This is a genomic window from Mucilaginibacter sp. HD30 (assembly GCF_054061755.1).
This window is the reverse complement of sequence record NZ_JBSSEO010000001.1, coordinates 2,561,012-2,574,757: the sequence shown is the minus strand read 5'-3', so window position 1 is coordinate 2,574,757 and position 13,746 is coordinate 2,561,012. Positions and strand designations below refer to the sequence as shown.

The window sequence follows — 13,746 nt, the reverse complement described above, 5'->3', positions numbered from 1 at the left end:
ATAAACAATTAAACATTATCGCCATGGATTTTAAACAACTTGAAAGCCCATTAGCCAGCCACTCTGCATTTATGTATGACACTATTTATTTCCAGTCGCCTGATGAATACAGCGGGAGTGACGAAGATGATGATTGGGATGATGAAACAGATGGGGAAGACGAAGACTTTGACGATACCGCCGCAGACCTTGATGATTTGAATACTATACGCGTAGGCGATGATTTGGATCAAAGCGACGATGCTTACGACATCACCAATCCTGATCCGGATGACGACCATTTGCCGGATGATGATTTGCAGTAATTAAAATATCAAAATAAAGTTGTAATCCTAAGCGTAGCGAAGATCTTGTACGCCCTGCATAGTCGCTTTATAAGATCTTTCGCTACGCTCAGGATGATAATATCTCTTAACGGAAACGCGCCTCCATTTTTATCCACAATCTATCTTCCCATTTTCAGGAAAGGTAAATTCTATCTACCTTAGTAGCTGTGGATAATTTCATCGTTTCGGCACGTAAATACCGCCCGGCTACTTTTGATACCGTTGTTGGTCAGCAACATATAACCAACACCCTTAAAAACGCTATTAAAAATAATCAGCTGGCGCAGGCATTTTTGTTTTGCGGGCCGCGTGGGGTGGGCAAAACCACCTGCGCGCGCATATTGGCTAAAACCATTAACTGCACCAATTTGCAGCCTAATGGCGAGGCTTGCGGCGAGTGCCCTTCGTGCGTTTCGTTTCAAAATGGTAACTCATTTAATATTCATGAGCTGGATGCAGCCTCTAATAATTCGGTTGATGATATCCGCAGCTTGATAGAGCAGGTGCGCATACCGCCACAGGGTGCCCGTTACAAGGTTTATATTATTGATGAGGTGCACATGCTATCGCAGGCTGCTTTTAACGCTTTTTTGAAAACCTTAGAAGAGCCACCACACTACGCCATTTTTATTTTAGCTACAACCGAGAAGCACAAGATACTGCCCACTATACTGTCGCGCTGCCAGATATTTGATTTTAACCGCATAGGGGTTGACGATATGAGCGCGCATCTGCAAGGTATCGCTATAAAGGAAAACATAGCCTACGAGCCGGACGGACTGCACATAATTGCCCAGAAGGCCGACGGCGGCCTGCGCGATGCGCTATCTATGTTTGACCAGATAGTAAGCTTCTCGGGCAGTAACGTTACTTACAGGGCGGTTATTGATAACCTGAATATTTTAGATTACGATTACTATTTTAATATAACACATAGCCTGCTTGACGAAGAAACAGCCAAAACGCTTTTGTTTTTTGATGAGATATTGCAAAAGGGTTTTGACGGCGCTCATTTTATATCAGGGCTTTCTGAGCATTTGCGTAATTTACTGGTGAGTAAAGATGCTTCAACCCTTAAGTTATTAGAAGTAAGCGAGGGTATTAAAGCCAGGTACCTGCAGCAGTCGCAGGCGGCAAGTGTATCATTCTTATTATCGGCGTTGGGCATAGCCAACCAATGCGATCTGAATTACAAACTAAGTAAGAACCAGCGTTTGCAGGTTGAGTTGGCGCTGCTTAAAATGTGTCATCTGCAATCGGTGTTTAACATAGCATCAGGAAACAACGTAATGCCCGATAACAACGGGCAATTAAAAAAAAAACCTGATACCGCAGTAAGTTTAACTGCACCGCCTGAGGGCGAAATAAAAAATCAGATAGCTGTTTTAAGCGATGCCCCGGCGGTTTATACTACAACTAAACCTGTGCAGGCGCCATCTCTGGTAGCGCCTGCAGCTCAAACGGCTACTACGGCTGTAGAAGAAAAACCGAAAGTATTTATTCCAAATGCCAGTGCATCCTCAGTAAAGATACCGTCGCTTAAGGGATTAGATACATCGACAGAAGTAATTGAAGAAGAAGACCCTTATTTAAAAGGAGATAGCAAAGAGCCATTTACGACTGAACAGTTTATGCATTATTGGAACGCCTATGCCGAAAAAGCAAAAGCAGACGGTAAAGCTACCTTATCAACAATTTTTGCGGGCAAGCCAGCGGCGCTTAACCCAACCTTATACGAGGTTATTGTTGAGACCAAATCACAAGATGCACAACTACGGGATGAAAAACCTAACCTGCTCAACTTTTTGCGATCAAACCTGAAGAATTTTGATCTGGATATCACATCACGCATTGACGAGATAAAAGTTAACAGAAAGCCATATGGAGCGAAGGAGATATACCAATATATGGCCGCCAAAAACCCACAGTTGGCAGAGCTGCGCAAAATGTTTAATCTTGATTTTGACTAATAAATTTCTACCTACATGAATTTTTGTTTCGTACAGGTAAAACCTATATATTAGGTACAGAAATTATCACAATACGTTGAAGCAAAAATCACTTTCGGTACTTAGCTTTCTCGCGCTATGTTTGTTGGCCACAGCATGCAAAAAGGATCCACCTATATATCCCGATGACCCTGATTTTGTTGCTTATCAGAGTAAGGGCGGAGGCGGTGGTACGTCATCTGTCACAGTTGATCTTACTTTGCTTACCGGTAAATGGCAGGTATCTACAACTTACACTGAAGTTTATTCAACCAATAATGTAGTACAATCAAGTTTATTGTCGCCACTTAATTTATACAGCGGCGTTCAACTTAGTAATACTTCAAAAAACTATTTGTTCACCGGTTCATCCGTTGCGCCTGATCCGGGTGTTTTTACAACAACAACTGGCAGTAGTGTTTACATCCAGTTACAGCAGGATCCGTTCGGCAGATCAGTCAACGACAAAATACAGATAATCAACTTAACCGCTAACAGCATGACCTGGCTGGCTATAGATCCACAAATACTCAGCACACCCGGTGGTAGCGCCAAAAACGGGTTTAAAGTTGTTTATACACGCATGCCCTAATATATAGTATTATTTAGGTCGGTCGTTTTTTGGATAGCCTTCCTCGTCCAGATCGTCGCGGTCATCTTCGGGCGTGTGTCCTAAAACCTCATCTATCGGGTCCAGATCAACTATACTTCCTGTGCTGTCAATATGCATGCCTAACTTGTCAACATCTGTTTCCAAACTTTCATTTGGTATATATTCGTCAACAGCATAAGGATTAGACTCATCATAAGTCGAAATAGAATCTTCGCCGTTCCTGGCTGATGTATTATAAGGGTCGGGATGATCATAATCCGGATCATCGCCTTTTACATCAAATTCGTAGCTGTTATCATCAGCGTTAAAACTCAGCTGTTCCTTATTAATAGTTTCGCCAAGTTCATTCTTCAGGGTTTGGTCCCGGTCAGAATTTTCGTTTTTAGAATTGTAGGTATTCATAGGTTAAGTATTTTACGGATTAATACAGTAAAAACCTTGCCAAATATTACACGGCCCATGTAATATTAATACTTAATTGATTTGCGGTAAGAGGTAATGCCGCCAATTGCAAATTTTACACCAATAGAGACCTGATCATATACATCATTCTTGCTTTTGCCGGTTTCAAATCCGTCCAGGTCATCACCCAAAATGTAGTTAAATTGATAGCCAATATCAATTTTAAACGAAGGCTGATTATACTTATTAAAAACCTTAAACTCGTAACCTACACGGGTGGGTATAAGCAACTGATTACTATGATTACGCCCGGGCGTGTAAAAACCGGCGTCGTCTGGCACCCTTAAAAGGGGGTCAATATCTAATTTGTTAACTACAAAGCCTATCCCGCTGGAAATGTAGAAATTTTTAAGGCCGTTCATCATTCTGCTGTCTGAGTAATTAATAAACTCGCCGGCCTGTAACTGTGCCCTTAACATAACGGCAGCAAATGTATTTTCAAAAACACGTTTTGACTTATCGGTTGCAGCTCCTCCTTTTAAAATCCCGCCCTGGGCCTCTACAATGTAGTTTATATAAGGGCTTAAGTTGTAGGTGAAATTTAATTGGCCCGTAGGAGCAAACTTAATGGTTTCGGCATCGCTGCCAATAACCCGGCTCATGGCGCCGCCAAACCCTATATCATATTGCGCATATTCAAATCCAAGCTGTGCTTTGGCGCTTAAACATAAAAAGCTTATTAGTAAGGTTGCTGCAGCAGCTTTAAAAAAACGTTGGGTCATAATGATCTTGGGGGCATATAGGTTCAAAACCAAATTATTTGTTTTTAGCAATAGGTTATAAGTGTAAAGTATAAGCACTGTCAGAGCTGATAAAAATACAACTAAGTTTTATAAAACAACAACACAACGTAATTATCTGCACAATGTTCATTGCAAATTGTCAATTAATAAACTGTTAAACTCAATTTTCTTATATTTGCGGCCTAAATAATCAATAGCATCTGGTATGGCAAAAATTAAAGTAGACAATCCTGTAGTTGAGCTGGATGGTGATGAAATGACCCGCATCATCTGGAAATTTATTAAAGACAAACTTATAATTCCGTATCTGGATCTGGATATTAAATACTATGATCTTGGCCTGGAGTATCGCGACGAGACAAATGACCAGGTGACTATTGATGCCGCTAATGCTATCAAGCAGTACGGAGTAGGCATTAAATGCGCCACTATTACACCAGATGAAGCCCGCGTTGAGGAGTTTGGTTTGAAGCAAATGTGGAAATCGCCAAATGGCACAATCCGTAACATACTGGATGGCACTGTATTCCGTGAGCCCATTGTAATGAGCAACGTACCGCGTTTGGTACCCAACTGGACAGCGCCTATCTGCATTGGCCGTCATGCTTTTGGCGATCAGTACCGCGCTACTGATTTTTTAACCAAAGGCAAAGGCAAACTTACCATAACTTTTACGCCAGAGGATGGCGGCGAAACACAATCATTTGAAGTATTTAACTTTAAAGGTGATGGTGTAGCACTGGCTATGTATAATACCGATGAGTCTATACGTGGTTTTGCCCATGCATGCTTTAACCAGGCTATAATGAAAGGCTGGCCATTATACCTGTCAACAAAAAACACCATCTTAAAAAAATATGATGGCCGTTTTAAAGATATTTTTGAAGAGATCTACCAAGTCGATTACAAAGCTAAGTTTGCTGAGTTAGGTATTGTTTATGAGCACCGTTTAATTGACGACATGGTTGCATCTGCCCTTAAATGGAACGGCAACTTTGTTTGGGCCTGTAAAAATTATGATGGCGACGTACAAAGTGATACCGTTGCGCAAGGTTTTGGCTCGTTAGGCTTAATGACTTCAACATTGGTTACTCCGGATGGCACTGTTATGGAGGCAGAAGCTGCGCACGGTACAGTAACGCGTCACTACCGCGAACACCAGGCAGGCCGCCCAACATCAACCAACCCAATTGCATCAATATTTGCATGGACCCGTGGTTTAGAGTTCCGCGGCATTTTGGATGGTAACCAGGAATTAATTGATTTTTGTAAAACTTTAGAGCAGGTTTGTATTGAAACTGTTGAAAGCGGCAAAATGACCAAAGATTTGGCCATCACCATTAAACCAAAAGTACAGCACGGTACAGATTACCTGTATACCGAGGAGTTTTTGGAAGCAATTGACGAAAATTTGAAAGCTAAATTGGTTAAGTAAAAATAATCGCTTAAACTATATATAAAAAAAGCGCCTCGGTTAAAGGGGCGCTTTTTTTATATATAGTTTTTAATGTTATGATTATAGTCAATTGTCAGGGTTTTATTACCCTGGCGCCACAGTTGGCCGCCGCTTTTTGTAAAACATCTGGCGGTAGCGGCACCATTACATCTTTTGGATAGATTTTTTTGAGCTGACTTAACGTGCACTCAAAAAGCTTTTCCATTTCTTTGTAGTTCTCCTTTTTTACGTCTTTTAACATTGCTTCTTTTAACCCGGCCTCAAGTTCTTTGGTCCACGGTGTTAACGCAGGAACTATCGTAGCTACCTTTTTTTGATTGGCCAACCCATATTCTTTTCCAAATTTACTACTTAAGGCAGTGAAACTATCAAGAGGCAGTGACTCCAGTCCATCTGGCACTTCTTCTTTAAATCGTTTTACCATGAAAGTAACAAATTCTTTTCTGACATTGGTGTCGGGCAGTCGGGGGGCAACGTCATTTAAAAGCTGGTTATAAAAAGATGATTCGTATTCCGCAGTCCATACCACTTTATCTTTTTGGGCAGCAGCTTTGTAGCCAACGTTGAATATTAAAGTCAACAGCACAATAGCTGCCTTTGTCACGGTGTTCCTCATTGGAGAATTATTTCAGTAAATTTAAGATTTTGCCTTTTAATAACAACAAAAAAGGCCACACATAAGCGCGGCCCTTTCTCAATTATAAACTAAACGTAAACTAAAATTAACTGTTGCGGGTTTCAATTGAAGTGATCTTCCAATCCTGGCCTTGTTGTTTAATGGTAATGGTGCTTGTACGTACATAGCCTTCGTATTGCATGTTTAATCTTAACACCATTGTGTTATCAACATCAGATACAATTGAGGTAGAATACTGGCATGATTGTTCAACATTCTCAGAAGCTTTAAATGAGTCAAGCAAAGCTTGCTTGTTCAGTTTAAAAGTTTTTTCGCCGCGATAAATGGTATATTCAACATCTTTAGCGAAAGCCTGTTCTAAATTTTGCAGGTTGCCATGAATAACAGCGTTGGTGAATACAGACACTACGTCGTTTTTTGACAAGGTGTTTGCTGTATTTGGTTTTGCGTTTGCTACGCCGGTTGCCACTAATAAGGCAAGACCGAAAAGGATTGATTTTAAAGTTTTCATAATAATATCGTATTAAAGGTTATTAATTTATTTTTATACCCATATGACAACGTCAGGTGACGATTCGTTACAGACGATTTAAATTTTATTTACTATTTAACTAAAATTTAACATTTAGCCCTTGCTGGCACCCTGAAAAAAATGGTTGAGTTTAACACTATTATGCTGCAATTTGAGGCGCAGGGCGAGAAGACCGGGTGGACCTATGTTGAGATTCCTGCCGATATTGCTCAACAGCTAAAACCGGGCAATAAAAAATCATTCAGAGTAAAAGGAATGTTAGATGGCCTGGCAGTTGCAGGCATGGCTCTTATACCTATGGGTAGTGGCAACTTTATTTTAGCGCTTAAAGCCGATGTGCGCAAGGCTATCAAAAAAAATGCAGGGGCTATGTTAACGGTTAAACTGGAGGAAGACAAACACTATACAGTTCAGGTCCCCCCCGATCTGCAGGAGTGTTTTGACTTTGAGCCGGAAGCGCTACAGCAATTTAACAGCCTACCAAAATCTCACCGCGATTATTTTATAAGATGGATTGAAAGCGCCAAAACCAACGAGACACGGTCAAAGCGGATAGTGAACACGGTAAACGCCATGCTGCGCAATTGGGATTACGGTACAATGATACGGGAGATGAGAAAGGACTGAAGCGGAAACTACTTCAAGTTTCTTAGCTTCTGTGGATTTTGGCGATTATCGAAAAGCGTGACAATTTTTCCACCAACTCATTATTTGCCTTGAATAGAATTGAAGTTTGTTTTGATAAAACATAGCGTCTGATTTGTTTTCCTCTCAAAAAGATGGGAAATTGTTCAGGAAAATCCCTAATCCGAACAGCAGACTCTTCTATCTCCTTTCTTACTCTTAGTGCGATGTCTTCTCCCCATTCTTCCAGTAAATAGGCAAACAATTTTCTATTATCTTCCCGCGCTCTTTTAGACCACTTCAGAATGTTATTTGCCATTCTTTCTGCGGAATTCTTCCAATTGCTTCGTCATATCAGCGATAACTTCTTCATGAGAGTGTACTCGTCCTGCTTCTATATCAGAAAGACCTTCTTTTATCCCCTCTATTTCGACTTCCGAAAGATCGCCCCAATCTTCCTCGTCGATATGGTACTTTAAACCAAGTTTACTTAAAGCGGCCTCCAAAGCAGGTAGGTCCTGATCTTTTTCTATTTCAACTGTTATGGTCGTCATACTCAAATTTAACAATTAAACGCTAAACTTTATTGTGTATATCCGTCAAAGTGTGCAAAAAATGTGCACATCTGCATATCAACACATCTGCACATTCCATTATCTTTACCCATCCAAATTTTTTGTTACGAATGAGTGAAGAGCTGAACGAAAATACATCTGCCAACGAAGAAAAATTACATAACATAGTCTCACTCGACGGCCTGTACGAAAACTGGTTCCTTGATTACGCTTCGTACGTAATCCTCGACCGGGCAGTTCCGCATATTAACGACGGTTTAAAGCCCGTACAGCGCCGCATACTGCACTCCCTTAAAGAGATGGACGACGGGCGCTTTAATAAAGCAGCCAATGTTATAGGTAATACCATGAAGTATCACCCGCATGGCGATGCTTCTATTGGCGACGCCATGGTGCAGATAGGACAGAAGGACCTGCTGATAGAATGCCAGGGTAACTGGGGCGACCCCGTAACCGGCGACTCGGCTGCGGCGCCACGTTACATTGAGGCCCGTTTATCAAAATTTGCTTTAGAAGTAGTATTTAATCCAGATACCACCGTTTGGCAAGCCAGTTATGACGGACGAAACAAAGAGCCTATAACTTTGCCGGTTAAGTTCCCGCTGTTACTTGCACAAGGTGCCGAGGGTATAGCCGTAGGTTTGGCTACAAAGATACTACCGCACAACTTTATTGAATTAATAGATGCATCAATAGCAGTATTAAAAAATGAACCGGTTAACTTATTGCCCGACTTCCCTACGGGTGGTATGGCCGATGCCTCTGCCTATAATGAAGGGCAGCGCGGCGGCCGTGTAAGGGTACGTGCTAAGATCAGCGAGCGCGATAAAAAGACACTGGTGATAACCGAGATCCCTTTCTCTACCACCACAGGCAGTTTGATTGACAGCGTTGTTGCTGCTAACGATAAGGGCAAAATAAAGATCAAGAAGATAGAGGATAACACCGCGCGCGACGTTGAAGTTGTAATCCACCTGGCGCCGGGTATTTCGCCAGATGTTACTATTGATGCGCTATACGCCTTTACAGATTGTGAGGTTTCTATATCGCCAAACACCTGCGTAATTCAGGATGACAGGCCGCGCTTTATGAGCGTGAACGATATGCTTACCGAAAGCACGCATAAAACACGCGAACTGTTAAAACAGGAGCTGGAGATAAAGCTGAAGGAACTGATGGAAAAGATATTTTTCAGTTCGCTACTGAAAATATTTATACAGGAAGGAATGTACAAGCATCCCGACTATGAAAGCTCTACCAATTTTGAAGAAGTACTGTTGGTATTGAACCGTTTGTTTGAGCCTTTCTTTCCGCAGTTTTACCGCGAGATCTTACCGGAAGATTATAAGAAGCTGATTGATAAACCTATGAGCAGCATCACCCGTTTTGATGTGAAAAAAACGGATGAGCAGATAAAAGGTTTAGAAAGCGAAATAAGGCAGGTTAAACAGTACCTGAAGCATTTAACAGATTACGCCATAGACTGGTTTGTTAAATTGAAAGAGAAATACGGCAAAGGCCGCGAGCGCAAAACGGAGTTGCGCACCTTTGATAAGGTAGAAGCTACCCAGGTAGCCTTGGCCAATGTTAAATTATACGTTAATAAGCAGGATGGCTTTATTGGTTCAGGTTTAAAGAAAGACGAGTTTGTAGGTGATTGTTCTGATATTGACGAGATCATAGTTTTCCGCGAAGACGGACGCTGTTTGATTACCAAAGTGCAGGAAAAGGTTTTTGTGGGTAAGGATATTATTCATGTTGCGGTGTTTAAAAAGAACGACGAGCGCACCGTTTACAACATGATTTATAAAGACGGACAAAGTGGCGTTGCTTACATTAAGCGCTTTGCTGTTACCGGCGTAACGCGCGATAAGGAGTACGACTTAACCAAGGGCAGCAAAGGATCAAAAATGTTGTATTTTTCTGCCAACCCTAACGGCGAGGCCGAAATAATAAACATACAGCTTAAACCCCATGCCAAGTTAAAAAAGCTACAGTTCGACGAGGATTTTGCTGCTATTACTATTAAGGGCCGTAACTCAATGGGTAATATAGTTACCAAGTATCCGGTTAAAAAGATAGTGCTAAAAAGTAAGGGTATCTCTACTTTATCCGGCAGGAAAATATGGTATGATGAGATATTGAAACGCCTTAATGTTGACGCGCGCGGTAAATACCTCGGCGAGTTTGATGGAGACGACCGTATTCTAACGGTACTAAGCAGCGGTATTTTTGAGCTGACCAGTTTTGACCTGAAAAACCATTTTGATGATAAGATGGTGCTGATAGAGAAGTACAATCCTGAAAAGGTTTATACAGTGGTACATTTTGACGGCAAATCAAAAAATTACCTGGTGAAGCGTTTCCTGTTCGAGAATATTGCCATAGGCAAGCAAACCAGCCTGATAAGCGAAGAGAGCGGATCAAAAATGGTGTTAATATCGGGCGCTATGCAGCCAATTGTTAAGGTAGACCAGTTAAAAGGTGCCACCAAGACACCGGAAACTGTTGAACTGAATCTGGCTGATCTGATAGATGTTAAAGGCGTAAAGGCCATGGGTAACCGTTTATCGGCACATGTAGTGCAAACGGTTACGCTTATGGCCGAGCATGATGATGCGGAGGACGTACCAGACCCGGAACCGGATACTGTAGAAGAAACCCAGATCATCGTCACTCCCGAAGATAAAACGGTTGCCGACGTAGCGCCATCGGCCAGTGCGGAGGTTAATACAGATTTAGCGGCTGTGCCTTACGAGCCAGCTGATGAAACAGAGATTGAATTAGATGAACCATCCAATGAATCAGAGAAATCATCCATTATATCGGTGAAATCACCAGAAGCACCGACGGAATCAAACGAAAAATTAGTGGAAACAAAAACCCCATCGGTAGAATCTGCAACAAAAAAAATAGACTTTGAAATAACCAACCCGGATGATATTGATATAGACGATAAGGGGCAGTTGGGGTTGTTTTAAAATATAAAAATTTGCTTGTCATTGCGAGGCACGAAGCAATCGCGAACTTTGAATAACCGCGATGCATCCCGGCGATTGCTTCGTGCCTCGCAATGACAAATTATTAAACGAGTATAAAAGAGGGTTTAAGTATTTTTCTATATTTGAGATAACAACGCAACCTCACAATGTATTCGCTATTCGGCAACTGGTATTATATCCCGCTTATTTTACAGGGCCTTTGCCTTATCCACAGCTTTCGCCGGGGCACGCAGCAAAAGTGGCTCTGGGCAATTGTGTTTCTTCCGGTAATAGGCAGCCTCATTTATATTTATCAGGAGATAATAAGCAATCGTAGTGTCAGGATGAAAACACCAGACATTAGCTCCGTATTTGATCCCGGTGTAAAGTTAAAACGCCTGGAGAATGATGTTAAATTTACCGATACCTTTGCGAACCGAATAAAATTGGCCGACGCTTATCTGAATGCCGGCCATGTTGATAAAGCCGTCGAAATATATAAAGCCAGCCTTACAGGCGCTTTTGCAGAAAATGAGCATGTACTGGCACAACTCATCGTTTCCTACGATAAGCAAGGTCGTTATCAAGAAATAATCCCCATTGCGCGCAAGCTATATAAGCTACCGCAATTCGCACGGTCGCGAATACATGTTTTGTACGCTACAGCCCTTGAGCAAACCGGCAACATTGATGCTGCTGAAGAAGAGTTTAAATTGATGAAGGGCCGGTACTCTTATTTTGAGAATCGCTACGAGTACGGCTTATTTTTAATCCGTCAGGACAGAATTGAGGATGCGGCAACTATATTCTCTCACATAATTGAAGAGCAGCCGCACTTAAGCGCCGTTGAGCGTAATAGCAATAAAGTGTGGTTTGCCAAGGCCAAAACCGAGCTAAAGAGAATAACAGCTTAATTATTCCGCAGTGATAAAATAAGCTGCTTCAAATACGTGCCCCACTTTTAATTCCTGTATCGCTTCTTTTTTACTGATATCAACATGCTTACCTTCTATATCGGCACAGCCCAGCCATGGCTCTATGCAAACAAAATCTGCACCGGGTTTGGCCCATATACCTAAATAATTAAAGTGGGGGAACTCAACCGTTAAGCTTAGTCCGTGTAGTTTGCTTTTAATACTTACCTCGCGGGATTTCAAATTTTTAAACACCAGGGCATCCTTTTCAAACAGGTCGCGAGTTAAAAAAAGCATACGGTCGCGGGTTGGGATGGCGCGGGTCTCGCCGGTAAAAAACCCATCTGCCGAAAGCTGATGCGTTTCTAATTGCTCATCAGATTCAAACTCCAAATAATAATCCTCGTATTTCTCGCCTTTATGGAAAGGGACATTAAATGCAGGGTGACCACCAACTGAAAAATAAATGGGTTTTTTATCGTGATTGATAAGTTTGTAGGTAACGCGCAGTGCAGTATCTATCAAATCATAATGAATTTGAAAATCAAACTTATACGGATAAACAGCCAACGTTTTTTCGCAATTAGGTAATGAGAATTTAGCCGATACGGGGCTACTTTCTATTAGTAACAATTCAGACGTGCGGGTAAAGCCGTGCCGTGGCATGTTAAAAGTTTTGCCGTCTGCAATCAGCTCGTTATTAATTAATCCGCCTACTACCGGGAACAGGTTAGGTGCGTGCCAGGGCCAAACAGCGGCATCGGCTTGCCACATATGTTCAACACCTGTTGCTTTGTTAAAAAACGAGGTAAGCTCGCCACCCTGGTTGCGGATGGCTACTTTATAAAGTTCATTCTCAATAGTCGTCATAATGGTTATATCGTTCGGCTAATTCTTCAATTTATAACGCAAAGCGTTTTATACTGTTTCCTTTTTTAGTTAAAAATTATTCATTGATCTTAAGAATAGCACGTAAAACCGAATCCTTTTGCGCAGCATTAAGCTTTTGATTGCCCAAAAAGGCATTCTCAAAATCTCCGTAAGCCGCGTTTGGAATCACGATGTACTTGTTTCCGAAATACTTTTTAAGGCGCTCTGTAGTGGCATTGCGCATATCCTGCAAGGGCTTGTTATCATAAGCCGAATCAAAATCGGGCAGGTTATCGCCACAGTATAAAACCACGTTGTATTTTTTTAAGATCTCCTGCCGGCGCACTTCCTTGCTTGATACACTTTGCTTTAAAACAAGGTGTGCTTGATCCGCATTAGGCAGGTTGTATAACTTCAGGTTTTTGGTCGTCCCTTCTCGTTCGTCCTCTTCCCGGTTGGTTACATAAAACACCGTTACTCCTTTTGATGCCGCATACTTAAAAAATGATGGCGCTCCGGGTACAGTATCGGCTATACCTTTTGCCGTCCATGCCTTCCAGCCTGTCAAATCAAAGTCCTTGTCCTTAACGGCTCGCCCAGCATCATACGGACTGTTATCCAAAACCGTTTCGTCAACGTCAGTAATAACAGCCAAAGGTTTCCCACCTTTGCGTTTTAAAGCTTCATCTAACCGCAAACGGGCCAGATTGTAGGCCTGAAAACAAAGGGCCTTATACTCGGCCGCGCGTTGCTGATACAGTGATGCCCACACCTTGCCGGCATTAACAATAGATAACTTACCCGCATCCTGCGCGTTTACAACGGAAGTGCTTATCAGCACAAAGAATAAAAGAGAAAGGATTCTTTTCATACGCATTATTAGGTGCTTGGTTTTAATTTACATGCCGATATAACCCGGTTTAACACTTTTTACGCCCTTAAGTGTTTGAAATATAGCGTTGATACACCAAATGCAACCGTTGGCCAACCTGATTTTTTTGTATTCCATTAGTGTATATTAACAA

16 protein-coding genes are annotated in these 13,746 nt (G+C 41.8%); 7 read left to right on the top strand and 9 right to left on the bottom strand.

The features are described from left to right. Nucleotides 1-23: 23 nt before the first annotated feature. The 3 genes from ACVW2L_RS12250 to ACVW2L_RS12240 all read left to right on the top strand — a co-directional run bounded on the left by ACVW2L_RS12250 (nt 24) and on the right by ACVW2L_RS12240 (nt 2,906). Nucleotides 24-305: a hypothetical protein gene (locus tag ACVW2L_RS12250; protein WP_457128258.1), complete on the top strand. Its 282-nt coding sequence runs from the start codon at nt 24-26 to the stop codon at nt 303-305. Nucleotides 306-493: 188 nt separating this feature from the next. After that, complete coding sequence (locus tag ACVW2L_RS12245) at nt 494-2,296, top strand: DNA polymerase III subunit gamma/tau (protein WP_457128257.1); 1,803 nt, start codon at nt 494-496, stop codon at nt 2,294-2,296. A 76-nt stretch (nt 2,297-2,372) separates the two neighbouring features. Continuing rightward, nucleotides 2,373-2,906, top strand: a complete 534-nt coding sequence (locus ACVW2L_RS12240; RefSeq protein ID WP_457128256.1) for a hypothetical protein — start codon at nt 2,373-2,375, stop codon at nt 2,904-2,906. A 9-nt stretch (nt 2,907-2,915) separates the two neighbouring features. Here the strand turns inward: ACVW2L_RS12240 and ACVW2L_RS12235 are convergent, their stop codons facing one another. Together ACVW2L_RS12235 and ACVW2L_RS12230 are read right to left on the bottom strand one after the other, a co-directional pair. Then, the gene (locus tag ACVW2L_RS12235; protein WP_457128255.1) at nt 2,916-3,329 is read right to left on the bottom strand and encodes a hypothetical protein; all 414 of its coding nucleotides are present in this window, start codon (nt 3,327-3,329) and stop codon (nt 2,916-2,918) included. 65 nt (nt 3,330-3,394) lie between these two features. Then, nucleotides 3,395-4,111, bottom strand: a complete 717-nt coding sequence (locus tag ACVW2L_RS12230; RefSeq protein WP_457128254.1) for a hypothetical protein — start codon at nt 4,109-4,111, stop codon at nt 3,395-3,397. A 226-nt stretch (nt 4,112-4,337) separates the two neighbouring features. Between ACVW2L_RS12230 and ACVW2L_RS12225 the strand changes: the two genes are divergently transcribed. Then, entirely contained in the window at nt 4,338-5,567 is a 1,230-nt protein-coding gene (locus tag ACVW2L_RS12225) for an NADP-dependent isocitrate dehydrogenase (RefSeq protein WP_457128253.1), read from the top strand. 94 nt (nt 5,568-5,661) lie between these two features. Here ACVW2L_RS12225 and ACVW2L_RS12220 read toward each other — a convergent pair whose 3' ends face one another. Both ACVW2L_RS12220 and ACVW2L_RS12215 read right to left on the bottom strand, forming a co-directional pair. Continuing rightward, nucleotides 5,662-6,204, bottom strand: a complete 543-nt coding sequence (locus tag ACVW2L_RS12220; RefSeq protein WP_457128252.1) for a hypothetical protein — start codon at nt 6,202-6,204, stop codon at nt 5,662-5,664. Nucleotides 6,205-6,310: 106 nt separating this feature from the next. After that, the gene (locus ACVW2L_RS12215; protein WP_457128251.1) at nt 6,311-6,736 is read right to left on the bottom strand and encodes a nuclear transport factor 2 family protein; all 426 of its coding nucleotides are present in this window, start codon (nt 6,734-6,736) and stop codon (nt 6,311-6,313) included. Between the two features lie 141 nt (nt 6,737-6,877). Between ACVW2L_RS12215 and ACVW2L_RS12210 the strand changes: the two genes are divergently transcribed. Further along, nucleotides 6,878-7,384, top strand: a complete 507-nt coding sequence (locus ACVW2L_RS12210) for a YdeI/OmpD-associated family protein (protein WP_457128250.1) — start codon at nt 6,878-6,880, stop codon at nt 7,382-7,384. 22 nt (nt 7,385-7,406) lie between these two features. Here the strand turns inward: ACVW2L_RS12210 and ACVW2L_RS12205 are convergent, their stop codons facing one another. Then, nucleotides 7,407-7,700 (bottom strand): type II toxin-antitoxin system RelE/ParE family toxin, encoded by a 294-nt coding sequence (locus tag ACVW2L_RS12205; protein ID WP_457128249.1) that lies wholly within the window; start codon nt 7,698-7,700, stop codon nt 7,407-7,409. Next, the gene (locus tag ACVW2L_RS12200; RefSeq protein WP_457128248.1) at nt 7,690-7,941 is read right to left on the bottom strand and encodes a hypothetical protein; all 252 of its coding nucleotides are present in this window, start codon (nt 7,939-7,941) and stop codon (nt 7,690-7,692) included. Before ACVW2L_RS12200 ends, ACVW2L_RS12205 begins: the two co-directional genes overlap by 11 nt. 125 nt (nt 7,942-8,066) lie before the next feature. Between ACVW2L_RS12200 and ACVW2L_RS12195 the strand changes: the two genes are divergently transcribed. Beyond that, nucleotides 8,067-10,937, top strand: coding sequence for a DNA gyrase/topoisomerase IV subunit A (locus tag ACVW2L_RS12195; protein ID WP_457128247.1), 2,871 nt, complete (start codon nt 8,067-8,069; stop codon nt 10,935-10,937). 167 nt (nt 10,938-11,104) lie between these two features. Continuing rightward, nucleotides 11,105-11,851, top strand: a complete 747-nt coding sequence (locus ACVW2L_RS12190) for a PLDc N-terminal domain-containing protein (protein ID WP_457128246.1) — start codon at nt 11,105-11,107, stop codon at nt 11,849-11,851. On the opposite strand, the gene ACVW2L_RS12185 is transcribed toward ACVW2L_RS12190, so the two are convergent. The 3 genes from ACVW2L_RS12185 to ACVW2L_RS12175 form a co-directional block, all read right to left on the bottom strand. Next, the gene (locus ACVW2L_RS12185; protein WP_457128245.1) at nt 11,852-12,721 is read right to left on the bottom strand and encodes an aldose 1-epimerase family protein; all 870 of its coding nucleotides are present in this window, start codon (nt 12,719-12,721) and stop codon (nt 11,852-11,854) included. A gap of 76 nt (nt 12,722-12,797) precedes the next feature. Continuing rightward, the gene (locus ACVW2L_RS12180) at nt 12,798-13,592 is read right to left on the bottom strand and encodes a 5'-nucleotidase, lipoprotein e(P4) family (RefSeq protein WP_457128244.1); all 795 of its coding nucleotides are present in this window, start codon (nt 13,590-13,592) and stop codon (nt 12,798-12,800) included. 27 nt (nt 13,593-13,619) lie between these two features. Then, entirely contained in the window at nt 13,620-13,730 is a 111-nt protein-coding gene (locus ACVW2L_RS12175) for a peptide-methionine (S)-S-oxide reductase (protein ID WP_457128243.1), read from the bottom strand. Nucleotides 13,731-13,746: the final 16 nt, after the last annotated feature.

Excerpts from the sequence above, each read along its gene's own strand:
- ACVW2L_RS12250 (WP_457128258.1), top strand. The coding sequence starts at position 24 with ATGGATTTTAAACAACTTGAAAGCCCATTAGCCAGCCACTCTGCATTT.
- ACVW2L_RS12180 (WP_457128244.1), bottom strand. The coding sequence starts at position 13,592 with ATGAAAAGAATCCTTTCTCTTTTATTCTTTGTGCTGATAAGCACTTCC.
- ACVW2L_RS12205 (WP_457128249.1), bottom strand. The coding sequence starts at position 7,700 with ATGGCAAATAACATTCTGAAGTGGTCTAAAAGAGCGCGGGAAGATAAT.
- ACVW2L_RS12185 (WP_457128245.1), bottom strand. The coding sequence starts at position 12,721 with ATGACGACTATTGAGAATGAACTTTATAAAGTAGCCATCCGCAACCAG.
- ACVW2L_RS12230 (WP_457128254.1), bottom strand. The coding sequence starts at position 4,111 with ATGACCCAACGTTTTTTTAAAGCTGCTGCAGCAACCTTACTAATAAGC.
- ACVW2L_RS12220 (WP_457128252.1), bottom strand. The coding sequence starts at position 6,204 with ATGAGGAACACCGTGACAAAGGCAGCTATTGTGCTGTTGACTTTAATA.
- ACVW2L_RS12215 (WP_457128251.1), bottom strand. The coding sequence starts at position 6,736 with ATGAAAACTTTAAAATCAATCCTTTTCGGTCTTGCCTTATTAGTGGCA.
- ACVW2L_RS12175 (WP_457128243.1), bottom strand. The coding sequence starts at position 13,730 with ATGGAATACAAAAAAATCAGGTTGGCCAACGGTTGCATTTGGTGTATC.
- ACVW2L_RS12210 (WP_457128250.1), top strand. The coding sequence starts at position 6,878 with ATGGTTGAGTTTAACACTATTATGCTGCAATTTGAGGCGCAGGGCGAG.
- ACVW2L_RS12235 (WP_457128255.1), bottom strand. The coding sequence starts at position 3,329 with ATGAATACCTACAATTCTAAAAACGAAAATTCTGACCGGGACCAAACC.
- ACVW2L_RS12195 (WP_457128247.1), top strand. The coding sequence starts at position 8,067 with ATGAGTGAAGAGCTGAACGAAAATACATCTGCCAACGAAGAAAAATTA.
- ACVW2L_RS12225 (WP_457128253.1), top strand. The coding sequence starts at position 4,338 with ATGGCAAAAATTAAAGTAGACAATCCTGTAGTTGAGCTGGATGGTGAT.
- ACVW2L_RS12190 (WP_457128246.1), top strand. The coding sequence starts at position 11,105 with ATGTATTCGCTATTCGGCAACTGGTATTATATCCCGCTTATTTTACAG.